The organism is Halalkalibacter okhensis, assembly GCF_000787375.1.
Taxonomy (GTDB): Bacteria; Bacillota; Bacilli; order Bacillales; family Bacillaceae_D; genus Halalkalibacter; species Halalkalibacter okhensis.
Genome location: NZ_JRJU01000023.1, coordinates 15,982 through 42,651, shown reverse-complemented (window position 1 = coordinate 42,651; position 26,670 = coordinate 15,982). Strand labels below are relative to the sequence as shown.

Genomic DNA, 26,670 nt, shown 5'->3' with positions numbered 1-26,670 from the left:
CATGACCTCCTTGATCTATACAATAGCAGGAGCAAACGAGTTCAACCCGACATTTCGTGCTTACATGTGTAGGGTCTTTTTTGTTAGGGTGTTTTCTTATACATTGTTATTTTATGGGGGGAGACGCGTTCTCCAATGTTCGTTCCATTGCGCTTCAGTCACTCGCACCCGCAAGGAGGTGCCGAGCCTCCTCGGCTGCGCCTGTGGGGTCTCGCCCCTACCTCTTCATCCCGCAGGAGTCGAGTGACTTCCGCTCCATTTCACTACGAGAAAAAACGCTTCTTCACAGCAATAATATTTACAAAAACAGCTTATGATTATGAGGAATGTCAAATCAAAGAAAAAGAGCAAGAGACCTTTCTTTCTCAGCTTGCACTTATCCTAGTTGGCGTTTATACCTTAAGGAAGTATACCAATGTTCACGTTTCGCTTGATCAATAACTATCATACTTAAGGCCTCGCTTTACTTAGACAACCACAATCATAGTCTTTGAATTTATATTCGTCGATTAATTGGAATTCGTTCCTTGTATCCAATTCATACAGTTTTACTAATGGAGCCACATCTTGTTTGGCTAACTCTCTTATTTTTTCATCGATTTTTTCAGGAGAATCTATAAAATATTCGTTCATATCTTCATATAGGTCATTGTGTTCACAAACATCATACGTCACGGCTTTATAGGTTTTTGTCATCATAGTCCTCCTGCTATAGTAGAGGAATGATCATGGAAGAAAGGATGATTCCTTTTTTCATAAAACTCCTCCTGTATTTATTTTCCTTTTTAATTATACACGAAATAATAAAAGGATGGTTTCAAGAAGATTGCAAGGGGGGGTGTGGGTTGTTATGCATTAAATATGATCGTAATAATCTAGCAAATGATTAAAAATAAGGTATTCTAATAGGGACTGACTTTTGTTTGTGATTTTTGTCTATAATAGTTCTATAGAAAGGTGATGGTTACGATCAAACAAACTGACGAGTTAGCCTTAAAGCGGTGGCAAGCGATGCCAGCTGATATTAGAAAGCGACTTGAAGACAATGTTTTTTGTTCCAATTGTGGAGTGACGACCATTGTAAATTACCATGTTGATTCTTCAGACTTCGCGATTATTTTAAAAGGGTATTGTCAAAAGTGTAACAAAGAAGTAGCGAGAGTAATTGATTGATGTAGGAGAAGGGACCGACTGTTCTTAAAGGTGAGCGGTGGTTCTTTTTTTCGTCAAAAGATACTAGTAAAATTGGAGGAACATGTTTTACCAATACATGTTACGGGAATCGTGTAGATTCATCAGTGAAATCCTGTTACACTACACAGGTTGAACATTTTAGGGGGGAAGGTGAGACGATGCTTCAAGCACTGATTATTTTCATAGCCCAATTGTTGTTTGTTCCTGTGCTTACATTGAGAACGATCTTAATGGTCAAGGGGATGAAAGAAAAGGCAGCGGCACTTGGGATCCTTGAAGGACTCATTTACGTTGTTGCACTTGGAATTGTCTTTAGTGATCTTTCCAATTATTTAAATATGGTTGCCTACGCGTTAGGTTTTGGTATAGGTGTTTATCTCGGTCAATTGATCGAACAGAAGCTCGCAATCGGTTACGTGTCGATTGAGGTAAACATTATGAATAGAAATGAAACGTTATCAAGTCACCTGCGAGAGGAAGGCTTCAGCGTCTCAATGTCTGAAGTGGAAGGGATGAATCATGCTCGTAGATATCGGCTTGATTGCACCGCTAGACGTGACCGTGAAAAAGAGTTTATGAAGATTGTCAGTTCGCACGAGCCGAATGCATTTATCATCTCTTATGAGCCTCGCAACTTTAAAGGCGGATATATTACGAAGGCGATGAAGAAGAGGAAGGCCTCGTAGAAAGGGATTACTTAAATGAAGAACCACCCTAGTGGACCATTAACGAGTTTACTTGTGAGGTGAAAAAATGGTAAAACACAGACAAATACACACGCTAAATCACGCTTTTTTTGCAACTTAAATCACAGTATAATTCGCATACTAAAAAGGCACGAAGAAGCGATTCTTCGTACCTTTGTTTTCATGTTTGTTTTTTTCACTAACGCTCCCTTTAATAAATAGAATCTAACTGAGGGAGTTTAAGTACGGATTTTTCATTTTTTTGATTTTTGGTATCTTGATAGGCATATATTCGTCACTAAGTCAGATACCCTACCCCTAAAATCAGTGCCAATATACTAAAAATATCTAGTGTATTTCATACGTAATTTAACATCGTCTGAAATAAAATTCGTACCCAGATGCACCGGTTGTATTGGGCTATCGCAACCATGAGTTTACTGTCGTTGGCTTTTATTTTCTTCGCTTTGACGGATGATCTCGTCAACGACTTGATCGATCGGTGCGGTGGCATCGATTATAATCCCGTTTTTGGGAATGCCTTCTTTGGTTTGATGCAAGCGCGAAATGATTTCCCGTTCCTCTGGTCTTCCACCCCAGTCAGTTGGGTCCAGTGTCACTCGCTCATCAATCCGCCGGAGACAGGTTTCCAGGTCGACCTCAAGGACAAACACGCCGTCGAAGAGATTGATGAATTTGGGGAAATTCCGCGAACCACCGCAGAAAAATGTGACCGCCTCATCCTGGTTGGCGACCAAAGCTTTTACTTTATCTATGTGCCAAATGTGGTTCTCGTGCGTAGCGCTATCCATTGGTGTACCAGTTTCCGGATCGCCTTGATAAGCTAATTCACGGTCACCATGAATGGCATGGTAACCGCGCCGCTGCAATTCGTTGCAGACCGTAGTTTTGCCTGTGCCGGAAACGCCTTCAACCAGATAATTCCTAATACCCATAATTATTAGACCCTCCATTCAATTAGATAAGCACACTATATTAGATATGTCTATCTGTCGCTAAACTGCCCGTTTGTTTAAGTACATTGCTTTCTTTTATTTTAACATAAATATCCATATCCTTCTCTTTCACGTTAGAATTCTCATAGCAAATCACATCAAAATCACAAGAAGGAATATTTATTTCCACCTATGTGAATAGGTGTGCGAATTCCTGTGTAATTTTCTGTATGTTTAACAATAAAACACGCAATTTCACAGCAGAAATCACATGTGATTTCTGCTGTGAAATTGCGTGTGATTCTGCTTGCGAATGGCTTGTTTGCACTTCTGAAGTAAACCCGTTAAGTGGACCATGGGGTGGTTCTTCTTTTGGAATTTACTGAATGAATGATTTCTTTTTTAGGAGCCGCGATTATATCCTGCAAGATTGAATGCCTCCTTTTGCAATTAAAGAATGGGAATATGGTTCACTCCCCATATTGACTATCCTCTAAACGCCCTCCAAAACGCCCCATCCACATCAATGATGGCCATGATTTCCGTAAAAGGAATCATAAATGTTGGGAACCCTACTGCATAGGCGGCAATTTCATAGGGTTCAAAATAAATGAAAAGAGAATCGTTGTCGATATAAAAGGGTTGGTCAGGTTGGATGCCTTTGTATTGGTCAGGAAAGTAGGATTGTGGATCTTTTTGAATTTGTTTCTCGATGGACTCGCTGATTACTTTTACATAGTGGCTGTCTTGTTTAAAAAGGTCTTTGAGCTCGTAGATTGTACCTGTGTTTAAATCAATCGGGACATGGACTTGATAGGGCATTCCGTGAGCAGCACCAAATCGGTAGTCATAGCCTTCTAGTTTGAGGATGAGTAGACTTTTTTGAAAAAAGGAGACGGAGAAATTACCGACATATTCATAGTCTATTTGAGTAGGAGGTACAGGGACGACTTTTGATTTTTGTTGGAGCTCGTCATTTACCTGCTTTTCGGCTTCGGTGTTTGTCATTCCTTCGATTCGCGGATAATAGACGAGATAATCCTTATTTGGTTGATATTTTTCAATATGAATGCGGTATTGGTCATTTAATGGATAGCTCGTATTCGGTTGATAGATGATTTGTCCTGCTCGGTTGTAGTAGGACAAACTGTGATCAACATTCGCTTCGATACGATCGTCGATTAACCTAACCGTTCCGACACCTGAAATAACGGGGAGTGTTTGGGCGCGTCTTCCGCTTAGGTCAATGAAAAACGTGTACTGTCCGGCAGTTACAGGGCTTAATCCGTCTTGGTATTCTCCTACAGAATCATAAAGAAAATCAGTCAAAATCCCCCCGGCTGTTGTAGCAATCCCGTATGTTGAACCAACAAACGGCTGCTTGTCGTCACGAGCCTTTCCAATGGCGACTCGTTGTTCCCCTAATGAAATCATATCGTTATAGATAGGGGAAAGAAGCAAGGTCGCGTTTTTATCAATGAGTCCGTATTGGTTATCGATCCCCTCAGACAGGTTGATGACGGCTCTGCCATCTTTAAATGGTGATGCGTACGTATATTGAGGGGGAATCACGACCTTGCCTTGTTCATCTACATAGCCCCATTTGTCTCCAAAAGCCTGACTGAATGCAATCAGTCCTTCGCTATAGCCCATCATTGAGGCATAAGGGAAGCTGTGAGCGACCTCGCCGCTTAGTTGGATAAGAGCAAATTCATTTTCTTTTATTTTCACGAGTGCTTTGCCGTCTTTAAAATCATAAGCGATTTCAAATTGAGCTGGAATTCGTTCCTTACCAAGCTCGTCTAAATAGCCGTAACGATATTGATTGTTACTAGTATCAGCGAACACAGCACGTTGGTTTACATAAGGCATAATGAGTTCGTATGCTTTTTTTGTTAGGACATGACCTCCTTCGTTTATAACTTTATAGCCTTCATGATCGGTGATGATAGCACGACCATCTGTAAAAGGCAAAATTGAATCATAAATAGGAGGGATAAAAAACTGTCCCGTCTGATCAAGTAAGCCATATTGATTGTTTAGGCTAACGATCGCCAGTCCGTTCATTTGAAACTCATTGGCCTCATCAAATTGAGGTTCGATGATAAATTGACCGTTGATGTTAATATAGCCCCATTTTTTTCCGTCTTTCGTATGGATGTAGGCAGGGAGTAAGCGGGAGGCAGTTGGTGTTGTTCTCATCATTGATTCACTCCGTTGGTTGTTTGTATATCGGTAGTATATGGCTAGTGGGAGGCGGGGGTGCTTGAGCCTAGGAGACGGAGGATTTTGCGCATGATCAGAGAAAAAGAGTGATCCTTTTCCTTAAGTCAGAATATCCTGTAAAAAGGGGGAGGGGTTTGATGGTTCTGTTAACCAATCTAAGATCCTGGTTCATAAACCAAACGAAGTCATCCGAGCTAACGTATTATGAAGTGATGCACTTTAAAACAATCGGATACAAAGAGATGTATCAAAAATACCAACTGCATGAACAACACAGATAGATTAAAAACAAAACGCCTCGAAGCATGAATTGCTTTGAGGCGTCTCTTTTATTTGCTTTTAGTGCGGTGGACGACTTTGTTTCGGTCAAAGTCGACTAGTGATGATTCGGAGGCAACGAGGGCAAATTCATCGTGTTTTTGTTTTCCGGATAGCTTATGTTTGATTTGTGCTTTCTCTAAGGACTCAGGTTTCTCTTCGACTAAAGCGGTCTTTTTCATGCCGGATAGCCATGTTTCGAGCTTATAGGTTCCTCGGTCAATAATGATGCAAAGATCCTCAAGCGTATCCACTAATTCAATTAAACAATCGAGCCCACTTTTTAATTCTGCCACAGCGGTTCCCGTGGCTTTGTCAGATGAGTGCTCCATTTTGTACAAGGTTTCATGATATCGGAATTCAATATAACAACTGGTGCGATCCCAATTGTAATCGAAATAGGCCACATTTAAACGTTTCATTATCCTTACAAGCTTGCGTTCGCACAGATCCTGCTCTTTGCTATAAGAAGTTTTGAAGATTTTGAACATTTTTAGCATATCATTCACCTTCCGTTTTTTAATAGTCCATGTCGATTTTTCCGTTCTTTGATACCTCTCACTTCTACAAAATCAGCCAATCCCCTTTTGTAATCGTTTTACATATATCGACTTTGTTTTACAAGTTGAATGATGGAAGATATTTGAAAATGGTTATCAGGCTGTTTAGCAGTATGACTCAGAGGATTTTTAAGATTGTCTAAATTTGTAGAGAGTTGTTGAAGGTAAATGGAGTTATAACGAAGGAAGGCGATTTAAAATAGGCCAGGGTTTGAACTATATATGTGCTAAGAACGTTCCTCCGAGCTTCCTAAGCAAGTCATCTGTGATAACTGACAGGCTCTGTTATAATAAAACATGGCTTGTTTCAGCAAGCTACTTTACTAATGAAAGGTTCGCTACGTAATGATCTTAGAGTTAGCAATTATATTTTTGATCCTATTGTTTGGGAGTTTTATTCAAGGGGTGAGTGGCTTTGGCTTTGGGTTGATTGCTATGAGCTTTTTGCCTTTGATGTTTACGGTAAAAGAAAGTACGCTTCTGGTTGTGTCGCTCGCGCTTGTGTTGTCAGTGAGTATTGCTTGGCAATTGTTTAAACATATAGAGTGGCGGTCGCTTGTTGTGATTTTGTCGGCTGCGTTAGTTGGGCGTGTTGGTGGCTTTTTTATTTTGCATCATTTTGGGGAGCTTGATATTTTGCAAGTGTTCCTTGGTGTGTTTTTAATTTGTGTTGTTGTGTATTTGTTTAAAAGCAAGCCTCCGAAGCCCGATACGAAAGTAAATGGAACGTGGCTTCCCATCGTTTTAGGATTAGCTGGTGGTCTCATTGGCGGAGTGTTTGCTGTTGGTGGGCCGTTTTTTGTGTTTTATTTTCTTTTGCTTTTTCATCATAACAAGTATTCCTATAGCGCCAATCTTCAGGTGACTTTTGTTGCAACCGCCGTAATGACCGTGACGCTGCATGGGGTGAATGGTGATTTTTCGCTTGGGTTTTTAGGGTATTTCGCTGTTGGTCTTGTGAGTGTATTGATTGGCTCGCGTCTTGGAGTTGCGTTATTCGCCAAGCTTTCTCAGCAAAATATTAAGAAGATCGCCGCTATTGTTGTGGCAATCGCCGCTGCCAATTTGATGGTGACTGCTCTTCTTTAGAGTTTGGACAGAATGAGGCTCAGTTCGGACAGCAAATGTCCAAGTTTGGACAGAATAAGTCTGATTCCCGCCAGCAAATAGCGGAGTTTGGACAGCAAGCTTCAAATAAGCATATGTGCCAGGATAAGAAAGGCACCGAAAAACGGGAAATCACAAGGCCACTGAAAAAGGTGAAATCGTACCTTTTTCAGTGCACATCATTTCCCAGCTTTTTTATTTAATAAATCCAACCCAAACATCAAATGCTTATAACAGTAGTTATTTTGTTCAAAAGGAGTTGTTTTCATGTCAGATGTAGCAGAAAAGCCTGAAATAAATATACAAATTGATGATCGGGTGGAAGTGACAAAAGGGGAATACAAAGGGGAGAAGGCGACGGTGATCAACGTTTATAATAATACGATTGCCGTTAATTTTGATGCGATTACGCAACAGGACGGAAGCAACCTGCGAACGGTCGTGAAACATGATAGTTACAAGAAAATTACAGGGTAATTTTTCTATTCATCAGTTCCGGTAAAAAGATAATCCCCTTATGGTTTCTTCACATAGTCCATCAAACTTAAGCGAGCGTTGGACAATCCGCGCTCGGCCCCACATTTCCCACTTTTCAAAATGCGTTGTGGTCCATTAAGGATTATTAGGCTCTTCTTCCATAAGTTTCACTTTGCTAGTTAGACCTGAAGGAAATATAATAAAAAGAATGAATGCAATTAATATATTTGTATAATGATTTCTATGACTAAAATAATAAGAGGTTTCGAGATGAAAAAAGAAACGATTATTTTTTTGCATGGGATTGTCGGAAATAAGAATACATTTAAGAGGGAAATGGACGTGTTGCAAGAACGCTATCAATGTATCTCTTATGACATCTATGATCTTCGAGGTGTCATGCCTTCCTTAGATGTGTTCATCGAACAGCTTTACCAAATATTTGTTAAATATAGCATTAGACAAGCTCATATTTGCGCCTTAAGTTTCGGTAGTATTATTGCTCAGGCCTTTGCTTGCACATATCCTCAAATGGTTTCTAGTATGACATTTGTCGGGGGATATTGTTGCAGAGTTCGTTCGCCATTTAACGAAAGGCTTACTCGATTGGTTGAGCAGAAAAGTCAGTATGAGCATCAGGTTTGGCTAGCTAAATACGCAAAAATGTTAAATCCAAATTGTTCATTCATACGAGAAGACTCAGAATCTATTTTTTATAAATATGCCCTGCAAGTTGATCCCGATGGGTTAGAGAAATCCATTCGTCTGCAATTGGAATTTGATTCAAAAGCGGCACTGCTTCGATTACACATGCCGGTTCTGTGGGTGATGGGCGAATATGATGAACTTTATAAAAGCACGCTGATTGAGATGAAGAAATGGCTTCCTCATGTGCACTATGAAGAGATAAAAAATGCTGGACATGTGGCACATATTCATGAACATGAACAGTTCATGGCTTTATTTGAGTCATTTCTAACAGGGTATTACTTTCAAACAGGATTGGCGGGGAACAAAGTAAAATACGTGGAAAACCCAACCTCTGCATAGGAGTTCCCGAGTCCACTAAAAAAGTCTATTTTAGTAAATTCGAGGAAGTAAAGGCCACTGAAAAAGGAGAAGAACATGACCTTTTTCAGTGGCCTTGGATCTCCCTTCGTAGAGGCTTTTTTCATCGTAGTCAGAGGAGGCGCATAGGTGTCAATCAAAAAGAAATTACCTTTCATTTTTACGCTATTGGTCTTATGTATTTTAATTGCGCATAGCTCGTTACACTTTATGCGTTCAAAAGAAAAGGTCATTGAGTTCAATGAAAGAGAAATTGAGTTAATTACTCAGGAAATATCACATCAAGTAGAAAATGCAAAAAGTGGCGCGCTATATGTAGAAGATCTTATGGGGAAAGAATTGCGAACCGCTTCGATTGCGATTCGAAATGCGTTGCCTGCCAACTATGAAGATGTAACGAATGAACAGTTGGCTGATTTGGCTGATGAGTTGATGATTTCTCATATTACGTTATTAGCAGAAACGGAAGATGATATCGTTGGTGTGAAATCGTCTGATCCGCATGAGATTGGTTTATCCACAAACCAGTGGTTGTTTTGGTACGATGCGTTCAGGCAGTTATTTGCACTAGAGCCTGTCACTGTGGAAGAAGGGTTAGCTCTTCCAGAGTATTGGACAGGTCCAATTGAAGTAGCGGCTAGTAATCCGGATCATACCGATAAATGGGGCTATTATCATGATGGGTCAACCGACTATATTATTAATCCTTACCTTCGGGATAGTGCCGTCTTAGAGTATGAGAAACGTTTTGGGCCAGATCGTATTATGGAACGGTTTAAGGATAATCTCGATGGTGTGCTTGAATTGTCTGTTTTTAATCCGGAAACTTTCGGGAAAGAGACAGATATGTTGTATCTTGAATTCAACGATTTTATTCGGATCGTGGATCAGCCGATTTGGTACGGAACTTATGAATATCAAAACCAAGCGGTCGATGTAGACCTCGTTCAAGCAGCAAGTGCAACGGGTGATACACAAAATTACGTGGAAGAAATCAATGGGCAACTTGTTTCCAAAACGTTCGTTCCGATTGGTACGGGTGCAAATGATCGATATGTGATCGGTGTAACATATGATCATAGTTTGTTTCAAAATGAGCTAGAAAGTGAGTTTTGGCAGCATTTTCTATTGTCAATCCCGTTTATCATCGTTGTGTTACTAACTAGCTTTTTCTTTTCTCGTTCGATTACAAAACCGATTGGTTATATTGATGAGAAGGTAAATGAGATTGCTCAAGGGAATTTTGGTGGAAATATTGAGTTGAAACGAAAAGATGAACTGGGTAATCTTGCGCAGAATGTAAATGCTCTCTCGAATTCCTTGAAGACCTATGTTCATGATTTAAAACAAAGCCAAGAAGTGATCCAATTTCAAGCATACCATGATCCTCTTACTGGTTTGTTGAACAGAAGGTATTTTCAAGAAGAGCTCACTCAGCGGATTGGAGTTGCGAAAAAAACTGGAGAAACAGTCGCAGTCTTATTTATTGATATTGATCGCTTTAAAAATGTGAATGATACGTTAGGGCATGCCAATGGCGATCAACTCATTCAACTGATTTCAGCTCGAATTCAAAACCATCTCTCTACTGGAAAGAGTGTGCTAACAAGACAAGGTGGAGATGAATTTGTCATTTTACTTAGTAAGCTGGAAAAAGAAGAAGTTCAAGTGGTTGCTGATAACATTGTAGCGGCCATTAATGAACCATATTTGCTAGGTGGAAATGAAGTAATCGTGAGTGCAAGCTGTGGCATTAGTCTTTATCCTGAACATACAAAAAACATTGAAGCTCTATTAATCAATGCCGATGGCGCGATGTACGCAGCGAAGAAAACAGCTGGTAACAAAGCAATTTTATATGATGAACAAATCAGTATTGAAAAAAATGAGCAGCTTCGGATAGAAGCTCGTCTGAAAAAGGCGATTGCCGATGAAGAAATTAACGTCTATTACCAACCGAAAATCGATGCTCGGACCAATCAAATGACAGGAGTAGAGGCTTTACTTAGATGGACAGATGGGGAGCTTGGTTTTGTCCCGCCAGATAAATTTATCAAAGTTGCCGAAGATACTGGGCTGATTCATTCTTTATGGAAGATCGCAATGAAGAAGGCTTGCTATCAGGTCAGCAAATGGAATGAAGGACGAGAGAAACCATTAAGTCTTGCGGTTAACTTTTCGGCGAAACAATTTCAAGATCCGTGCTCCTTGATCAGCCAAGTGAAGGAGATCCTCGCTGAATGTCAGTTGGCACCAGAGCTATTTGAAGTAGAAATTACAGAAAGTACGTTGTTATTTAACACAACAGAAACCATTAAAGCGCTTGAGGACTTGCAACAATACGGAATTGCGATTTCCATTGATGATTTCGGAACGGGGTATTCGTCGTTAAGCTATTTGAAAAAATTACCGATTAACTGCTTGAAAATTGACCGATCGTTTATCTCAGATATACGTGAGGACTTTAGCAATTCAGAAATATCCGAAGCGGTCATTAACCTCGCCCGAAGCTTACGCTTAAAAGTAATCGCAGAAGGCGTAGAGGAAGAATATCAGAAAGAGTTCTTGTTACAACATGGCTGCCATTTCATGCAAGGTTATTTGTATAGCAAGCCAGTTTGTGCAAAAGAGTTGGAGAGTTTGCTGAGGTAAGTGAATGCAAATAAACTCCTGAAAGCGTCTGTTCCCTCATTTAAGGGCAGGCGCTTTTTCACGTTTACTTACAAATAGTGGTATAATGGGCGTGAATTCATAAGAGGTGAGGCTGTTGTTTAAACTACTTTTAATTGAAGATGATGCTACTTTGTTTAACGAGATTCGTGAACGGTTGTCGCAATGGTCATATGAGGTTTATGGAGTGACAGAGTTTAATTCTGTTTTTGAGGAATTCGTACAATGTAAGCCAGATCTTGTCATTATTGATATTCAACTTCCGAAATTTGATGGGTTTCACTGGTGTCGTATGATCCGCAATCATTCCAATGTCCCGATTGTATTCTTGTCTTCGCGCGATCATCCAACAGATATGGTGATGTCGATGCAACTTGGTGCCGATGATTTTATCCAAAAGCCTTTTCACTTTGATGTGCTTGTCGCCAAGGTGCAAGCCATTCTTCGCCGCGTATACAACTACAACACAGAGCGTGTTGAGTTGAAAGCATGGCGCGGTGCAACGGTCGACTATGAAAAGAACACCGTCACATTTAAGGGAAAAACGATTGATTTAACGAAAAATGAATTATTTATCTTGAAGCAGTTAATTGAACAAAAAAATAAAATAGTCAGTCGGGAACAATTGATCCGCAGCTTATGGGATGATAAGCGGTTCATTAGTGACAATACGTTAACCGTGAACGTTAATCGTTTACGGAAAAAATTAGAAGAGCTTGGTTTAGGGAATTTCATCGAAACAAAGGTAGGGCAAGGGTATATCGCTACAGACGAGGTCTCGCTATGAAGAGAATTTACATAAAAGAAAGAAGAAGCTGGATTGTGCTTTTTCTTTGCTTGCAAATCCTGCTTTTATTTATTGCGTATGTTGATCCTGCGATGTCAGTTCAGTCGATGTTGTATGGCAATCTTTTGTCGGTCCTTATCTTTATTGTCTTTTTGCTCGCTCGCTATCAGAAAGAAACGCTTTTTTTTAAAAGCCTTGACGAACGTGATACGGAGTTAGATGTGAGTTCGGTCGCTAGTCCAAACAGCCCGTTTGAGGAAATTGTTGAACATCATATGACCAGACAAATTGAACAGCTGAAGCTGGAGCTCACGCAAAACCAACAACAAGTGGCGGAAGAAAAAGACGAGCTTTTAGCATGGATTCATGAGGTGAAAACCCCATTAACCGCGATGAAGTTAATGATTGATCGAGTGCAGGATGAAGAGTTAAAAGGTCGCCTTACGTACGAGTGGCTGCGCATTCATTTGTTGCTTGATCAACAGCTCCATCAAAAACGCCTGCCCGTGATGGAGAATGACCTCTACATTGAAAAGACGTCTCTAGAACAAATTTTATTTGAGGAAATTAAGACGCTGCAGTCTTGGTGCATTCAAAAGGGGATTGGGTTTGACGTCGAGCTTGAGGTAGATGAAGTGTTAAGTGATGCGAAGTGGCTTGCTTTTTTAATAAGACAGCTGCTCTCAAACGCAGTCAAATACAGTGAGGCATCTGATATAGTCATCACATCGACAAAACGAGAGAATCAAACGTTGGTCACGATTGAAGATTCAGGGTGCGGCATTGATCCGAAAGATCTTCCTCGCATTTTCGAGAAAGGCTTTACTTCAACTTTGAAGCACCGTGACCATGCGGCAACTGGCATGGGGTTATATTTGGTCAAGAAAATCGCCAAGCAGCTGCTGATTAAGATCGATGTGCATTCCACGGTTGGAAAGGGAACGACTGTTACACTGCTTTTTCCTAAATCAAATGCCTTCATTGATCTTTCAAACATGTGACAAAAATGTCACATGTTTTTGTTATTTGTTCGGTGAAACGAAGGAAACAAGGAGGAAATTTGGTTAAGATGAAGTCATCAAAGTGATGAACAGAAGGAGTGATTCGATGGCAATTTTAGAAGCAAGCAAACTTCAAAAGAGTTATGGAAATAAATTTAATAGGCAGGTCGTTTTACAAGGTGTTGATTTATCGATTGAACAAGGAGAATTCGTCGGGATTATGGGGGCATCAGGCTCTGGTAAAACGACGTTGTTGAACGTGCTGTCCTCGATTGACAAAGCGAGTCAAGGGACGATCAAAATTGAAGGCAATGATATTACGAGAATGAAAGAAAAGCAGCTTGCACAATTTCGAAAAAGTCATCTTGGCTTCATCTTTCAAGAGTATAACCTGCTTGACACGTTAACCGTTAAAGAGAACATTCTCTTACCGCTTACGGTGCAGAAGGTTTCTAGAAAGGAAGCCGATCAGCGCTTTAAGGAACTTGCAGCAGAGCTTGGCATTACTGAGGTGAAAGATAAATATCCAAATGAAATATCCGGTGGACAAAAGCAACGAACATCGGCAGCGCGCGCGTTTATCCACGAGCCGAGTATGATCTTTGCTGATGAACCAACAGGAGCTCTTGATTCGAAGTCGGCTGCTGATTTGTTACAAAAATTGAGTCATTTAAATCAAAGTCGAAATGTAACGATTGCTATGGTCACCCATGATCCGTTAGCCGCAAGCTATTGCAGCCGTGTCATTTTTATTAAAGATGGCCAAATTTATACGCAATTGAACAAAGGCGATGAAACAAGAAAGGCATTTTTCCAAGACATTATGAAAACACAGGGCGTCTTAAGTGGGGTGCAGCATGACCATTAAGCAGCTCATTCTTCAAAATTTAAAAAAGAACGTAAAGCATTACTATCTATACGTTTTTGCGCTTGTTTTCACCGTCGCTCTTTACTTTGCGTTTGTGACTTTGCAATATGATCCTGCCATTGAGGAGACGGGAGGCACGATGAGGGGAGCTGCAGCTATAGGTGTAGCCTCTGTCTTGCTTGTTGTGATTGTTGCGGTGTTTCTGTTATATGCCAACAATATTTTTATTAAAAGGCGAAGCAAGGAAATTGCCTTGTTTCAATTGATTGGCATGACAAAGGGGAAAATTGTTCGGATATTAAGTACGGAAAATTTCATTTTATATGTCAGTTCCTTGGTGATCGGAATTTTTGCAGGCTTTGCGTTTTCACGATTGATTATGCTTATTTTCTTGAAAATAACAGGAGTGGAGGCAGAGGCGACTCTCAGATTCTCAGAAGAGGCACTTGGTCAAACATTGCTCGTGTTTGGGGGGATTTATCTACTCATTATAGCAATGAATGCCTTTTATATTAAAAGACAGACGATTCTCTCGCTTTTCCGTGCTACGTCTTCAACGGAAACACAAGCAACAAAAAGAAGGAAGGTTTCGCTACTTCAGATGACAATGGGGGCTGTCGGCATCGGTCTGATTGTATTTGGCTACGTGCTCTCACAGAAGCTGTTTAGTGGAGAGATTCCCAATTTATTTGCGGCGATGCTTCTGATTCTTGCCACTGTTATTGTTGGGACGTATTTGTTTTATCGAAGCTCGATTAGCTTTATTGGAAATCTTATTCGCAAACAAAAAGGTGGGTATTTAACGGTTCAAGAAGTGCTGTCACTATCAAGCATTATGTTTAAAATGAAAACCAATTCCTTGTTGTTAACGATTATTACTACCGTATCCGCTCTGGCTATTGGACTGCTTTCACTAAGTTATATTTCTTATTACTCAGCGGAACAGATGGCAGAAAATAGCGTTCCGTCTCATTTTGCTTTTAGCCATGCTGAGGAGGCCGATACGTTGAAAGCCACCTTAGACCGTCATGGAATTGCATATGACGAAACGGTCTTGGATGTCATTCAAGTTCGAATGGATGTAGAAACGATCGTTGATACGAACATCGAAGCCCTGTATGTCGATCCTAGCGAGATGACGTTACCGGTTGTTCGTGACATAGATGTGGAAGGCGTCGATTTATCAAGCGAGGAAACGGTCTTTTCAGGCTATAGTAATATATTAGAAAGCATCATGCCACTAAAGGATGCGGGAGACATTGAATTGCATGGTTTAACAGAATCCATTCCGCAATCGTATGTAGGGTTAAACGATGAATCGATTTTACCTTGGTTCTTCACCGGCGGCGGATTACCTGTTGCGATTGTCGATCAGTCGGTCTATGATCGTCTTTTGGCTGACCTTGATCCTGAGCTTCAATACGAGATGTCAACCTATGTTGGAATTGACATTACAGAGGCAAGCGAGCATCAGCAAGCCAATGACCTGTACAACGATCTTAATTTCAGTGGAGATTATCGCCACGAATCTCAGCTTGATGAGTTGAACACTCATAAGCAAAACATGGGCTTGCTTATGTTTATTGTTGGTTTCCTTGGTTTAACGTTTCTGATCACATCTGGTTGTATTTTGTATTTCAAACAGATGGATGAGAGCGAGGAGGAAAAGCCGAACTATACCATATTGCGCAAGCTTGGCTTTACTCAGCATGATCTCATGAAGGGCATCCAAATGAAGCAGTTATTTACCTTTGGTATCCCTCTTATTGTCGGTCTTTCCCATAGCTATTTTGCTGTGCAATCAGGCTGGTTCATTTTTGGGATGGAAGTATGGACTCCGATGCTGTTAGTGATGGGTTTTTACACGGCATTGTATTCTGTGTTTGGGATTTTGTCTGTGCTTTATTATAAGAGAGTTATAAAAGAGGCGTTGTAAAGAAGTTGTTTTAAAAAAAAACGAGTGCATCCGGGGAGGACGCTCGTTTTTTTTGTATGAGTCCAAATACAAATAGTGGAAAAAGATTCAGTGGAAAGGTATCCTATTCATATAATAGATGAGTAGAAAGATAAACGTTGTATGGAGGGAATGCGATGATTTGGTTAGCCCTTAGTATCGTAATCGCTGGTTATTTAATTGGCGATGGGTTGAAAAATATGAATAACCCTGGAGCGAAAAACATTTTGGATACGTTAGACGAAGGGGATGAGCATGAATTAATTAAACAAGGTGACGTTCATTATTTTATGGGGATCTCTAAGGATGATGCTAAGAAGTTGATTGAAGAGCATCCGAGTATTCCTCATCTGATGATCAATCATAAGGTGTACTACCCAAAAGCAAAGCTGCGTGAGTGGTTGATGAAGGTTGGGGAGTAAGTTGACAGAAAGCTGGCTGAATGGAACGTTCCATTCAGCCAAAGTTCTATGACTCTAAGTTCTCCAACTTGTCGGCAATGTATTCTTCCAAAACGGGGCCGAGGGTTTGAGAGTATAAAGTCGTTATATGATGCAAGTCACGGTAGACAATCACGTTCCCAATGACAGCATGACAGGTTGTATCATCACAAAAATAATCAGATAAATCAGCAAAGGTCACATTGTCTGGAATTCCATCTGTGTTTTCCCAAGGGATTGCCTCAGATAAGGCCTCCTCCCTAGGGACGGAGCAGGACAGAGGATCCTCTTCTGCTTCTACACAAAATGGCGTGTCTTTTTGCATTCGTGGGTTATCACGAACGGCAAAGACATGGGTAATGCCTTCAAGTTTCTTCCATTGATTAATATAGCCTTGAGGCACCGTATCGCCACGGTTGACATTGGCTGTTGTAAAGACGAGATCTGGTGGATCAGAAGTGAGTGGCTCAATAATGTCTTCATTCCACACCATACATGACTCGTGTAACTTTCCGTTAAAGTCCTCATCTGAAAAACGACATGCGTCTTTATTGTAGACATCAATTTGCAAGTTCAACCGTTCAGACATTTCCTCTAAAGCTGGGAACCAATGTCCAGAATGTGAGCCACCAACTAAGGCAATGGTGTAATCCGGATTCTCTGTCTCCCCTAATGAACATGTCGCCACTTTCGGATCATTAAAATGAGAAAAGCAATCCGAATCCTCGTAAAAAGCAGGCAAGTGATCTTTTGCATGAACAGGCGCTGGGATCGGATCGATGTCCTGAGTTGGTAGGACATTGTCTAATATCGCTCGTGCCCCCGGGTAATCTTCCACTAAATCGGGTTCAAATAAGCTCGCTTGCGTGTGGTTTACATAAAGCCCCCACGAAGCGGTAACGAAAATGACTGGCAGAATTAAAGGAACCAACCGGCTAGCTAAAAGCATTTTTGATTGTCTTACATTAATGGTCCGGATCGGTGCTTCGACAAATTTCACCGATATCACAGATAGAACGAACGTTATTAATAAAATCGCCAGACCTCCTAGAACCGTTACGCTATCCGTCCTAAAGTAGGCGAAATAGAAAATAAGGAGAGGCCAGTGCCATAAATAAAATCCATAAGAAATACTCCCAAAGTATAGAAATGGCTTAGACCCTAACAGTTTTTCTACACCAAAGCGGTTCCCCGTCTCAGCCGCAATGATGACTAAGATCACGCCTGATGTTGGCAAGAGAGCTGCATAACCTGGAAACACAGTTGATACAGGTAAAAGAAGGCCAGTGAAAGAAATGATCGCAAGCCCCACCCAGCCTAATACAAGGCTGACTGATTTCGTAAAGGCTAAATACGGAATCAATAGAGCTAACATTCCACCTAAGCTGAATTCCCAAGCACGGGCAAACGTGTCAAAATAGGCCCAAGGTTGATTCACGGCCGTCATATAAATAGAATAACTGATGGATGCGACGAAAATGACACTCAGCACAGCTAAAAGAGTTTTTCGAATCGGCGTTTTAAATACCTTTATCGCCAGAGCATAAGCTAACAAAATAATAAGCGGCCAAGTTAAATAAAATTGCCCTTGTATCGACAAAGCCCAGAAATGCTGAAAGGGACTCGCTTCATTATTTTGAGCTAAGTAATCGACCGAGCTGAACGCCAGCTGCCAATTTTGAAAATAAGATACAGAAGCAAAGATTTCAGAAATAATTTGCTTCCACTGCGTTTGCGGCATAAGCAGGATTGATAACAAAGTGGAAACGAATAGAACAGCAAAGGCAATCGGAAACAATCTTCGTACAAGCCCTAAGAAATATTCCAATATATTAACCTTTCCTTCTCGCTCCATTTTTGATAACAAAGTAGTGGTAATCAAATATCCAGAAACAATAAAAAACACGTCGACTCCTCCGGAAACAGAGCCTAACCAAATATGATAGATTGCGACCAGAAGCGCAGCAACCGCTCGCACCCCTTCAATCTCGGGGCGGAATCGCTTTTCTGGTGCTCGTAAATCAGTCATCGTATACATCTCCAATGCATTAATCTAAATCTCACCCTACTAGAAATTGTGCCTTGCGGCGTATTTATCTTAATCTCTCATAGGAATACGAGTGTACTTGTCGAGTTTTGACTAATCTATTCTATAATGGCTGAAGTACTTTATCAACTCGGGTTAGTTCTTTCCATATTTTGGCGAAGCGGACCTTGCGACAGCAAATTGATCGGTTTGGACTGAATAATGCGGTTATTGGACAGCAAATGATGTGGTTTAGACAGTAAATAGTGGAGTTTCGACAGAATTCCTAGCTTCTCTTCATCTTCGTTTACATAATATTACTAATTTCGACTAATATTTTTAGGGTTTTCCAATTTACAACAGGATTCTTCTGTATTTATAATAGATAGAGTAGAAGAAAATTTAGGAAATTCTACTAATATTTATTACTAGGAAAAGGGGAATAGAGTATGAAACTAAAAAGTATGGTTTTATCAGGACTTGCGGCAGCGGTAATTTTTACTTTGCCTATGAGTGTTGGGGCTACTGAGAGAATTAGTGGTTCTGATCGCTATTCGACAGCTGTTGAGATTTCAAAGGATGGATGGGAGTCTTCTAATGTTGTTGTACTTGCAAGAGGAGATGAGTTTCCAGATGCATTAGCAGGAGGTCCTTTAGCTTATCATCTTGATGCACCGGTATTATTAACGCGTCAAGAAGTGATTCCTTCTTCAACTTTGTATGAGATTGCTAGATTAGATGCAACAGAAGTTGTTATTCTTGGTGGAGAAGGTGCGATCTCAAACACGGTTACAGAAGAATTAGAGGCTCTTGGTTTAAGTGTAGAGCGTATTGGTGGCGAAACACGTTATGAGACAGCAGCTCTTATTGCAGAGCAACTTCCTGTTTCTGAAACAGTAGTATTAGCAAACGGATTGGATTTCCCAGATGCTCTTGCAGTAGCACCAGAAGCAGCAAAGAACGGATACCCAATCTTATTAACTCGTTCTGATCGTTTATCTGCTGCAGCAGAAGAAGCACTTGAAAGCAGCACAAAGCAATACATTATTGGTGGAACAGCTGCAGTAAACAATGCAATTGAAGAAGCACTAACTGATGCAAGACGTTTAGGTGGCGTTGACCGTTATGAAACGAACAAAGCCATTGTCGACGAGTTCACAACTGAACAAGAAGCAGCTTATGTAGCAACTGGAACAAACTTTGCAGATGCATTAACTGGTTCTGTATTAGCGGCGAAAAACGACGCTTCTATTTTATTAACTCGTAGCGACCGTGTGCCAGCGGTAATTAGCGAATTAGCTGAGCAGTTTACAAGCTTTAACATTCTAGGTGGAACAGTAGCCATTAGCGAAGACGTATTAGCGATTTTTGAAGGTTTCACATCTGAAGAAGAAGCAACTGAAGATGAGAACGCTGAAGAATCAACAGAAGAAGAAAAATACTGAAGAATCAACAGAAGAAGATGTTGAAGAGTCAACGGACGAAGAAGATGATGAATCAACAGAAGAATCTACAGATGAAGAAGAAAACGATGAGGATGAGTCTACTTTAGAAGGTGGCAAATAATTCTTATTACGGCGGCTATTCCTTTCCTTAATGGGGAAGGGATGGCTTTTTTGTGTTTGGTTTGCTTTGGATCCTGAGGAAAGAACGGCAGCCAAAGAGGTGTGATGGATCCCGAAACCGAGAACCGCGAAGAGAACGGTAGCCAAAGAGGTGTGATGGATCCCGAAACCAAGGAATCGCGAAGAGAACGGTAGCCAAAGAGGTGGGATGGATCCCGAAACCAAGGAATCGCGAAGAGAACGGTAGCCAAAGAGGTGTGATGGATCCCGAAACCGAAGAACCCTGAAGAGAACGGTAGCCAAAGAGGTGTGATGGATCGCGAAACCGAGGAATCGCGAAGAGAACGGTAGCCAAAGAGGTGTGATGGATCCCGAAACCAAGGAATCGCGAAGAGAACGGTAGCCAAAGAGGTGTGATGGATCGCGAAACCGAGGAACTGCGAAGAGAACGGTAGCCAAAGAGAGGGGATGGATCCCGAAACCAAGGAACTGCGAAGAGAACGGTAGCCAAAGAGATGTGATGGCCCCCGAAACCGAGGCCCCCCGAAGAGATCGGTAGCCAAAGAGGTGTGATGGAGCCCGAAACCAAGGAACCGCGAAGAGAACGGTTAGCCAAAGAGAGAGGATGGATCCCGAAACCGAGGCCCCCCAGAGAGAACATCCGCCTAAACCAATTCAAAATCCATCCCCCTAGCCTACACCTCTTACTGTTCGTTTAAGTCCGTGACAGAAACGCTTTGCTTGCTTGTTGGGTTATCAAGCGGATGAATGGTTGCTTGTCCAGTCCCTTGATCGACATGCTCAATATATACGGCCTGCCCGTTGTAAGAAACATTAGCCATTTGTGTTGCTGATGAAATTTCTTGCGCGCGCTTTGCGTCCATGAAAAACACTCCTTTTGAATTTGTCACTCATAGCTTCTCCGATAAATAAACCGTTATTCATCTGAGTAACCAAGAACTAACAGTGTAAAGGAGTTCTCACTAAGCCATTTTAATAAAGAGAGGAGGACTCCAAGATGAAAAAAATTACGATGTCAGTTGTAGCAGCAACGATGTTAGTTAGTGGTCTTACTGGCTGTGGAGTTGATAATCAAGCAACACATCCGTACGAAACAGAACATCGACAAGGTACATTAGGAATAAACGATAGCCCGGGAATTGGAACTCGTAATGATTTGGGTGGTCGCGTCGATCATGATGGTGGATTTTTTACCGGACAAAGACATTCACCAGGAGAAGTTGAAGTGGGTGAGGACCGGTCTAGAGGGTTCGGTACAGACTTTGGTCAAGGACGAGCTGGTGGATTCTTTGGTATCGAAGGGCATAGACAAGAGAGAACGCAACAAGGCGGAAGTGGCGTATTGGCAGAAAAAAATCATATAGATGGAGCTTATGATGTCCAGCATAATCAGACATTGCAAACGGCTCGAATTTTAGAAATAGATGGAGTACAAGAGGCGCGAGTACGTGGACAGGTGGTCGAATTAACCGTAGATGAAAAAGTGGGAGAACGAAAAGCAAGGCAGATCAAACAACAGGCCCAGAAATTAGCGAAAAACCATACGATTCGTGTCGTTGATTAAGATGCAGAGAAAGAATAGCCCTAAGCAGAAGAAAACGGTAGCTTAGGGCTTATTTTTTAAGATTTAACAGAATCGAAATCAAATTTTTGGACAAAGTTACAGTGGGAACAAGCTCGGCCCGTTTGTTTGTTGGTAGCAGGATCTTTATAATAAATTTCTTCTAATTCGCAGACGGGACACTCAATAATCGATAACACTTCTCTTTTTCCTAACACAATATCAAGCAAGTTCTCAAAATGCATGCTCATCACCTCAATGTGCTTTTTGTAACTGTATCAAATGTTTGAAGGGAAAGGACTCGAAGTTTGTTGAGGCATTCATAGTTTTTTGCGACAAATTTAGCTCGAAGTAACGACAGCAAGCTGTCAATGAACGGATTCTTTTTTGCATAAAATGGTACAAGTTGGTTTAACTAAGTATGTATAAATAGAAAGAAAAGGTGTGTGTGCAGTGCGGAAACAGAAACGAATGCTTTTGATCATACTTGTGATTATGTTATCGACTAACTTAAGTCATACACAAGTATTTGCAAAAAAAGATCAAACATTACCGATCAACATCGAAGAAGAAACGGGACATGGTATCGAATTGATTGATACAGCTGAAAGTACTTATTACAATTTGGTGAAAGACATCGTGTATACATATGAGATTAAAACAAAACCAGCATCCTACCTTACCGTAACAAAGCGCATGATCGATCGTGATGATCACTTTATTTTTACCACACTGGATAATCAGAGTGATCAAGCGGTTGAACTATCCTTTTCTATTCCTGTCGCTGATACGGGCTATTATTCGTTGCAAAGCCTTGATCAATTTATAACTGGACCAAGGTTTAATGATGCGATTCATGTTGATTTAACAACCCATCCGTTTGGTCTTTTAACAACGTATAAAGAAAATGAGTTTTCCTCAAATGTCATGATCGGCAAACAATACCACTCTCGCAAAATTACGGACAATTATGAGGATGGGCGAAAAAGTGTGATGAGAGAATTTTTATCAGAGAACCAAAACTTTGATATCGATTCTAAGGAAGATGAACTGTTATTTAAGATGGATATGAGGTCAAAGGGAGAGGATATTTTAGATCATTGGCTGGTGTTTTCGAAAGAGCGGTTATTTGATTCAGAGGATTCCTTCACTGAATGGGCTAAGATTTACCATAATAAAAAAAGAAAGCATAACAACTGGTACACAGCAGAGGGGCCATATAAAAAAGTAGGGAAATCGGCAGAGCCGGCACCAGCATCTAAGTTGCAATATGCTAGGAACCTATTGATTGTGAGAGAAGATGAAGCTTTAACAAGGTACAAAGAAACAGAAGAACGGTATTTTCGTAATATCATGTTAAACTCGCTTGCGAATTTAACCATTTTTAAAGACGGGAAGGATTATTGGGAAACGGAATATACGAACCACTGGTTGAATCGGCGGTATGGCATTGAGGCGCCCTATATCGATACAAGGCATAATGAAAAGGTCGCCCTCTATTTAGAAGAAGTAGGAAAAATATTTGATATTCCAGAGTTGCGCACGGCTATCATTGATTATGCTGACTTTTTAGTGAAGCAAATTGAAGCAGAGCAAGTAGTAAAGGTGGCTCCAGATGCCTATTTGATAAGTGATTATTTCACCTATTATCAGGATACAGCGGTCACTCATAGTTCCTTAAATCATGTCCTCGGTGGAATGAACCTGTTACTGCAAACGTACGTTGATACTGATGAAGAAAAATACTTACAAGCTGCCACTTTCATTCAAAATGGCATCGATGAACTTGGGGATCAGTGGTTGAATGATCAAGGAGACACATGGTACCAGATTAATCCCGACCATAGTTTTCAAGGAGAGGATTACCCGATCTTAACCTTGACGGATTTACTGATTTCACTGCAGTTATGGAAAGAAGTTGATGACAGTCGGATTCATACAATAGAAATGCTTGCGCAATCCAAGGCTAATTACTTAGTAAATAAAGGCGTTTCATTGCCAAAAGAAGTAATCAGGTTATTAGATGAACATGAAATTGAATTTGGCAAGTGATAGTACACAAAACAGTATTTTTTAAAGGAAAGAGTATCGAGTAAGCAATCGACAATGATACGCTTGGGTGTATTTCCAAGCGTATTTATTGTGACTTAATGAATAACGTGGGTAAAAAGAACTACTTTGAGGCGAGCTGATATTCCGTTTTGAACTGAGTAAAAAGAACTGTATTTTCCAAAAAATACTTCGGTAGACGAAATTTAAACTTTTATAAACCGTATTAATACCTAAATTAGTGCCTTTATTAATCGTTCGATAGTCCAGAAGGAGATAGCTAAAAACTCTAGTATTTAGAGTATAGTAATATATTTAAAAAATATTCTAACTCTTCTAAACTCAGGAGGTGTACCAATAGGTTAGAAGAATTGTACGGCAAAAAGATGAAGAGAGGGTGTTTGTAGCGTTGTTTAGAAAAAGTTCAAAATTACTAATTAGTTTTTTAGCAATTGTTTTATTATTATCTACTTTTAGCATGGGGGCTTTTGCGAACTCAAAATCAGAGTCAAGAGAGCTTCCGACAGGGGAGTTGTTTGGAGAGATTAACTTAGCATCTCCTGCCCCGACGACTGTTATTGTTGAATTAGAAGAGGAAAGCATTGTTGAAGCGAAGCAAAAAGGCAAAAGCCAATCGAAATCAAAATTAGCTTCTGAGCGTAACAAGGTAGTTGATGCGGTTAAGGATAAAGTGAAAAATGCCAAGGTGAATCGTGAATACGAGCATGTATTTTCTGGGTTTTCTGTGGAGCTTCCAGGAAATCGAGTAGCTGAATTGGCGACGATTCCTGGTGTCAAAGCAGTGTATCCAAATGTGGAATATACGGTTGATTCTGTGGAAGTCGACCCAGAAGTGTTTAATCCGAACATGGTGGAAAGTGCACCTTTTATTGGATCGGATCTCGCATGGGATGCTGGCTACACGGGTGAAGGTATTACGGTAGCGGTGATTGATACAGGTACTGATTATACGCATCCAGATTTAGAACACGCTTTTGGTGAGTACAAAGGCTGGGATTTTGTTGATAATGATGACGATCCGCAAGAAACGCCAACAGGTGACCCACGTGGAGGTTCAACGAATCATGGGACTCATGTAGCGGGAACGGTCGCGGCAAATGGGGAGATTAAAGGGGTAGCTCCGGAGGCAAGTTTATTAGCGTATCGAGTTCTTGGACCGGGTGGAAGCGGAACGACTGAAAATGTTGTCGCTGGAATAGAGCGTGCGGTTCAAGATGGCGCGGATGTGATGAATTTATCTTTAGGGAATACATTGAACTCTCCAGATTTTGCAACGAGTATTGCGTTAGATTGGGCAATGGCTGAGGGAGTGGTTGCGGTCACTTCAAATGGAAATAGCGGGCCGAATAACTGGACAGTTGGTTCACCAGGAACGTCGCGTGAGGCCATTTCTGTCGGAGCAAGTCGCTTGCCGTATAATGTTTTCTCTGCAAAAATCACAACTCCTGGTGGGGTGGACTATCCTTCTGCCAACGTGATGGGCTTTCCGAGTGAAGAAGAGCTGCTTGCGTTAAATGAAGGAGAGTATGAATTTGTTCACGTTGGACTTGGCGCTGAATCTGATTTTGAAGGTGTCGATGTTGACGGGAAAATTGCGTTAATCAGCCGCGGGGAGTACGCATTTGTAGATAAAGCGACGAATGCGAAAAATGCGGGTGCTGTTGGGGCGATAATTTATAATAATGTGAGTGGTGAACAACCAGATGTGCCAGGAATGGCTATTCCGACGATTAAGACGACGCAAGCGGATGGACAAGCGCTTCTAGCTGAATTAGAGGCAGGTAACAATACGGTATCATTTGATATTGAGCTTATCGGTGAAGTCGGAGAGACGATCGCGGACTTTTCATCTCGTGGACCTGTTTTATCAACTTGGATGATTAAGCCGGATGTTTCTGCACCTGGTGTCAACATTACAAGTACAGTTCCAACACATAATCCAGACAGTCCACATGGATATAGCGCGATGCAAGGAACAAGCATGGCTGCACCGCATGTAGCGGGGGCTGCGGCCTTAGTGTTAGAAGCAAATCCGAACTGGAGCGTAGAAGAAATAAAAGCAGCGTTAATGAATACTGCTGAAGACTTAATCAATCCAGCAACAGGCGAAGTGTATCCACACAATACTCAAGGTGCGGGTAGCATTCGTGTATTAGATGCAATTGAAACGAAAACACTTGTTACTTCTGGCAGTCATTCATTTGGTAAGTTTGTCAAAAGCAAAGGCAAACAAGTGGAAGGGACAAGCTTTACGATTAAGAATCTATCAAATGAACGAAAACGTTACAGCTTTGATGTGGAGTTTGCTGGCAATCCACAAGGCATTAAAGTCATGACAAGCAATAACTTAAATGTACAAGCTGGTAAAACTCAAAATGTTAGGTTCAATGTTCAGGTGGATGCATCAAAATTGGATCCTGGATATTATGAAGGAACGATTCAAGTGAGTGATGGAACAGCAACCATCGATGTGCCAACAATTTTGTTTGTCGGTGAGCCTGATTATCCGCGTGTGACGGGGGCGTTCCTTGAAAAAGAGTCTGAAGGCACATATTCTGTCGGTTCTTATTTACCAGGCGGAGCGGAAGTGCTTGCTTATGATTTATACGAGTTCAACTCGGATGGAACGATTGGACTTCCACTAGGCACCATTGGTGAATTTGCAAATGTTTCAGCACCCATTCATGAATTTTCATGGAACGGTGAAGCAAGTGGGACACAATTGCCTGAAGGTGACTATGTTCTCGCTGTGTATGTTGAACAAGATGGAGTGACAAACTACCAAGCTTATTTAGTAACAAAAGAGTAATAGAGGAACACCCTAAGTGGAAGCCCGGACTTACGTGCCTCTTCGCGTAGGGTGTTTTTTCAGTCGATTGCACTATCTTAAGGAGTGCGGCGAGTGATTGGCGTAATTTTAAGCTTCGGACAGAAAAAGTCCTAGTTTGGACTGAATGTGGCATAGTTCGGACAGCAAATGTCTACGTTTGGATTGAATAAAGCTAAGTTTGGAAAGAACCGGCTCAATGGCAGGGAAAACTCGGGGCTAAATAATCATTTTTTCGAAAAATACTAATAATGAAAAGCCAATCCAATAGAAAGATGAACTAGAAAG

Annotated in this window: 23 protein-coding genes; 16 read left to right on the top strand and 7 right to left on the bottom strand. The window is 41.0% G+C overall.

The window, feature by feature from the left end; all coding sequences use genetic code 11:
- Nucleotides 1-450 precede the first annotated feature (450 nt).
- Nucleotides 451-696, bottom strand: coding sequence for a hypothetical protein (locus LQ50_RS15985; protein ID WP_034631220.1), 246 nt, complete (start codon nucleotides 694-696; stop codon nucleotides 451-453).
- 315 nt (nucleotides 697-1,011) lie between these two features.
- Between LQ50_RS15985 and LQ50_RS15980 the strand changes: the two genes are divergently transcribed.
- Nucleotides 1,012-1,173, top strand: a complete 162-nt coding sequence (locus tag LQ50_RS15980; RefSeq protein WP_237563730.1) for a hypothetical protein — start codon at nucleotides 1,012-1,014, stop codon at nucleotides 1,171-1,173.
- Between the two features lie 179 nt (nucleotides 1,174-1,352).
- On the top strand, nucleotides 1,353-1,880 hold the full coding sequence (locus LQ50_RS15975) for a DUF2179 domain-containing protein (RefSeq protein ID WP_034631217.1): 528 nt from the start codon (nucleotides 1,353-1,355) through the stop codon (nucleotides 1,878-1,880).
- A 437-nt stretch (nucleotides 1,881-2,317) separates the two neighbouring features.
- Here the strand turns inward: LQ50_RS15975 and LQ50_RS15970 are convergent, their stop codons facing one another.
- The 3 genes from LQ50_RS15970 to LQ50_RS15960 all read right to left on the bottom strand — a co-directional run bounded on the left by LQ50_RS15970 (nucleotide 2,318) and on the right by LQ50_RS15960 (nucleotide 5,880).
- The gene (locus LQ50_RS15970) at nucleotides 2,318-2,836 is read right to left on the bottom strand and encodes an AAA family ATPase (RefSeq protein ID WP_034631214.1); all 519 of its coding nucleotides are present in this window, start codon (nucleotides 2,834-2,836) and stop codon (nucleotides 2,318-2,320) included.
- Between the two features lie 486 nt (nucleotides 2,837-3,322).
- Nucleotides 3,323-5,041 carry a WG repeat-containing protein gene (locus tag LQ50_RS15965; RefSeq protein WP_237563729.1) on the bottom strand — a complete coding sequence of 573 codons (1,719 nt, stop codon included), beginning with the start codon at nucleotides 5,039-5,041 and terminating at the stop codon, nucleotides 3,323-3,325.
- Between the two features lie 350 nt (nucleotides 5,042-5,391).
- On the bottom strand, nucleotides 5,392-5,880 hold the full coding sequence (locus LQ50_RS15960; protein WP_052144809.1) for a hypothetical protein: 489 nt from the start codon (nucleotides 5,878-5,880) through the stop codon (nucleotides 5,392-5,394).
- Between the two features lie 405 nt (nucleotides 5,881-6,285).
- Between LQ50_RS15960 and LQ50_RS15955 the strand changes: the two genes are divergently transcribed.
- The 9 genes from LQ50_RS15955 to LQ50_RS15915 all read left to right on the top strand — a co-directional run bounded on the left by LQ50_RS15955 (nucleotide 6,286) and on the right by LQ50_RS15915 (nucleotide 16,294).
- Nucleotides 6,286-7,029, top strand: coding sequence for a sulfite exporter TauE/SafE family protein (locus LQ50_RS15955; protein WP_052144808.1), 744 nt, complete (start codon nucleotides 6,286-6,288; stop codon nucleotides 7,027-7,029).
- Between the two features lie 285 nt (nucleotides 7,030-7,314).
- Nucleotides 7,315-7,524: a KOW motif-containing protein gene (locus LQ50_RS15950; RefSeq protein WP_034631212.1), complete on the top strand. Its 210-nt coding sequence runs from the start codon at nucleotides 7,315-7,317 to the stop codon at nucleotides 7,522-7,524.
- A gap of 270 nt (nucleotides 7,525-7,794) precedes the next feature.
- The gene (locus tag LQ50_RS15945) at nucleotides 7,795-8,574 is read left to right on the top strand and encodes an alpha/beta fold hydrolase (protein ID WP_070808152.1); all 780 of its coding nucleotides are present in this window, start codon (nucleotides 7,795-7,797) and stop codon (nucleotides 8,572-8,574) included.
- 147 nt (nucleotides 8,575-8,721) lie between these two features.
- On the top strand, nucleotides 8,722-11,244 hold the full coding sequence (locus LQ50_RS15940) for an EAL domain-containing protein (protein ID WP_034631211.1): 2,523 nt from the start codon (nucleotides 8,722-8,724) through the stop codon (nucleotides 11,242-11,244).
- Between the two features lie 115 nt (nucleotides 11,245-11,359).
- Entirely contained in the window at nucleotides 11,360-12,049 is a 690-nt protein-coding gene (locus LQ50_RS15935; RefSeq protein WP_034631210.1) for a response regulator transcription factor, read from the top strand.
- The gene (locus LQ50_RS15930; protein WP_034631208.1) at nucleotides 12,046-13,050 is read left to right on the top strand and encodes a sensor histidine kinase; all 1,005 of its coding nucleotides are present in this window, start codon (nucleotides 12,046-12,048) and stop codon (nucleotides 13,048-13,050) included. The genes LQ50_RS15935 and LQ50_RS15930 overlap by 4 nt, the downstream gene beginning before the upstream one ends.
- Nucleotides 13,051-13,156: 106 nt before the next feature.
- A complete protein-coding gene (locus tag LQ50_RS15925; RefSeq protein ID WP_034631207.1) occupies nucleotides 13,157-13,918 on the top strand; it encodes an ABC transporter ATP-binding protein in 762 nt (253 codons plus the stop codon).
- Nucleotides 13,908-15,854 carry an FtsX-like permease family protein gene (locus LQ50_RS15920; RefSeq protein ID WP_034631206.1) on the top strand — a complete coding sequence of 649 codons (1,947 nt, stop codon included), beginning with the start codon at nucleotides 13,908-13,910 and terminating at the stop codon, nucleotides 15,852-15,854. The genes LQ50_RS15925 and LQ50_RS15920 overlap by 11 nt, the downstream gene beginning before the upstream one ends.
- 155 nt (nucleotides 15,855-16,009) lie before the next feature.
- A complete protein-coding gene (locus tag LQ50_RS15915) occupies nucleotides 16,010-16,294 on the top strand; it encodes a hypothetical protein (RefSeq protein WP_034631204.1) in 285 nt (94 codons plus the stop codon).
- 46 nt (nucleotides 16,295-16,340) lie between these two features.
- On the opposite strand, the gene LQ50_RS15910 is transcribed toward LQ50_RS15915, so the two are convergent.
- Entirely contained in the window at nucleotides 16,341-18,341 is a 2,001-nt protein-coding gene (locus LQ50_RS15910) for an acyltransferase family protein (RefSeq protein ID WP_034631202.1), read from the bottom strand.
- A gap of 446 nt (nucleotides 18,342-18,787) precedes the next feature.
- On the opposite strand from LQ50_RS15910, the gene LQ50_RS15905 reads away from it, so the two are divergent.
- Together LQ50_RS15905 and LQ50_RS25490 are read left to right on the top strand one after the other, a co-directional pair.
- Nucleotides 18,788-19,783, top strand: a complete 996-nt coding sequence (locus tag LQ50_RS15905) for a cell wall-binding repeat-containing protein (protein WP_052144807.1) — start codon at nucleotides 18,788-18,790, stop codon at nucleotides 19,781-19,783.
- Nucleotides 19,743-19,904 (top strand): hypothetical protein, encoded by a 162-nt coding sequence (locus LQ50_RS25490; protein ID WP_161784693.1) that lies wholly within the window; start codon nucleotides 19,743-19,745, stop codon nucleotides 19,902-19,904. The genes LQ50_RS15905 and LQ50_RS25490 overlap by 41 nt, the downstream gene beginning before the upstream one ends.
- A 703-nt stretch (nucleotides 19,905-20,607) precedes the next feature.
- On the opposite strand, the gene LQ50_RS15900 is transcribed toward LQ50_RS25490, so the two are convergent.
- Nucleotides 20,608-20,787 carry an H-type small acid-soluble spore protein gene (locus tag LQ50_RS15900; RefSeq protein ID WP_034631200.1) on the bottom strand — a complete coding sequence of 60 codons (180 nt, stop codon included), beginning with the start codon at nucleotides 20,785-20,787 and terminating at the stop codon, nucleotides 20,608-20,610.
- Between the two features lie 134 nt (nucleotides 20,788-20,921).
- Between LQ50_RS15900 and LQ50_RS15895 the strand changes: the two genes are divergently transcribed.
- A complete protein-coding gene (locus LQ50_RS15895) occupies nucleotides 20,922-21,488 on the top strand; it encodes a hypothetical protein (protein ID WP_034631198.1) in 567 nt (188 codons plus the stop codon).
- A gap of 56 nt (nucleotides 21,489-21,544) precedes the next feature.
- On the opposite strand, the gene LQ50_RS15890 is transcribed toward LQ50_RS15895, so the two are convergent.
- Complete coding sequence (locus LQ50_RS15890; protein WP_034631196.1) at nucleotides 21,545-21,730, bottom strand: hypothetical protein; 186 nt, start codon at nucleotides 21,728-21,730, stop codon at nucleotides 21,545-21,547.
- A gap of 208 nt (nucleotides 21,731-21,938) precedes the next feature.
- On the opposite strand from LQ50_RS15890, the gene LQ50_RS15885 reads away from it, so the two are divergent.
- Nucleotides 21,939-23,537: a hypothetical protein gene (locus LQ50_RS15885; RefSeq protein WP_034631195.1), complete on the top strand. Its 1,599-nt coding sequence runs from the start codon at nucleotides 21,939-21,941 to the stop codon at nucleotides 23,535-23,537.
- 406 nt (nucleotides 23,538-23,943) lie between these two features.
- The gene (locus tag LQ50_RS15880; RefSeq protein WP_034631261.1) at nucleotides 23,944-26,364 is read left to right on the top strand and encodes a S8 family serine peptidase; all 2,421 of its coding nucleotides are present in this window, start codon (nucleotides 23,944-23,946) and stop codon (nucleotides 26,362-26,364) included.
- Nucleotides 26,365-26,670: the final 306 nt, after the last annotated feature.

Coding starts and splice junctions, on each gene's coding strand:
- LQ50_RS15980 (WP_237563730.1), top strand. CDS start 1,012: ATGCCAGCTGATATTAGAAAGCGACTTGAAGACAATGTTTTTTGTTCC.
- LQ50_RS15945 (WP_070808152.1), top strand. CDS start 7,795: ATGAAAAAAGAAACGATTATTTTTTTGCATGGGATTGTCGGAAATAAG.
- LQ50_RS15900 (WP_034631200.1), bottom strand. CDS start 20,787: ATGGACGCAAAGCGCGCGCAAGAAATTTCATCAGCAACACAAATGGCT.
- LQ50_RS15890 (WP_034631196.1), bottom strand. CDS start 21,730: ATGCATTTTGAGAACTTGCTTGATATTGTGTTAGGAAAAAGAGAAGTG.
- LQ50_RS15955 (WP_052144808.1), top strand. CDS start 6,286: ATGATCTTAGAGTTAGCAATTATATTTTTGATCCTATTGTTTGGGAGT.
- LQ50_RS15930 (WP_034631208.1), top strand. CDS start 12,046: ATGAAGAGAATTTACATAAAAGAAAGAAGAAGCTGGATTGTGCTTTTT.
- LQ50_RS15960 (WP_052144809.1), bottom strand. CDS start 5,880: ATGCTAAAAATGTTCAAAATCTTCAAAACTTCTTATAGCAAAGAGCAG.
- LQ50_RS15975 (WP_034631217.1), top strand. CDS start 1,353: ATGCTTCAAGCACTGATTATTTTCATAGCCCAATTGTTGTTTGTTCCT.
- LQ50_RS15910 (WP_034631202.1), bottom strand. CDS start 18,341: ATGACTGATTTACGAGCACCAGAAAAGCGATTCCGCCCCGAGATTGAA.
- LQ50_RS15965 (WP_237563729.1), bottom strand. CDS start 5,041: ATGATGAGAACAACACCAACTGCCTCCCGCTTACTCCCTGCCTACATC.
- LQ50_RS15920 (WP_034631206.1), top strand. CDS start 13,908: ATGACCATTAAGCAGCTCATTCTTCAAAATTTAAAAAAGAACGTAAAG.
- LQ50_RS15925 (WP_034631207.1), top strand. CDS start 13,157: ATGGCAATTTTAGAAGCAAGCAAACTTCAAAAGAGTTATGGAAATAAA.
- LQ50_RS15905 (WP_052144807.1), top strand. CDS start 18,788: ATGAAACTAAAAAGTATGGTTTTATCAGGACTTGCGGCAGCGGTAATT.
- LQ50_RS15985 (WP_034631220.1), bottom strand. CDS start 696: ATGACAAAAACCTATAAAGCCGTGACGTATGATGTTTGTGAACACAAT.
- LQ50_RS15895 (WP_034631198.1), top strand. CDS start 20,922: ATGAAAAAAATTACGATGTCAGTTGTAGCAGCAACGATGTTAGTTAGT.
- LQ50_RS15970 (WP_034631214.1), bottom strand. CDS start 2,836: ATGGGTATTAGGAATTATCTGGTTGAAGGCGTTTCCGGCACAGGCAAA.
- LQ50_RS25490 (WP_161784693.1), top strand. CDS start 19,743: ATGAGAACGCTGAAGAATCAACAGAAGAAGAAAAATACTGAAGAATCA.
- LQ50_RS15950 (WP_034631212.1), top strand. CDS start 7,315: ATGTCAGATGTAGCAGAAAAGCCTGAAATAAATATACAAATTGATGAT.
- LQ50_RS15915 (WP_034631204.1), top strand. CDS start 16,010: ATGATTTGGTTAGCCCTTAGTATCGTAATCGCTGGTTATTTAATTGGC.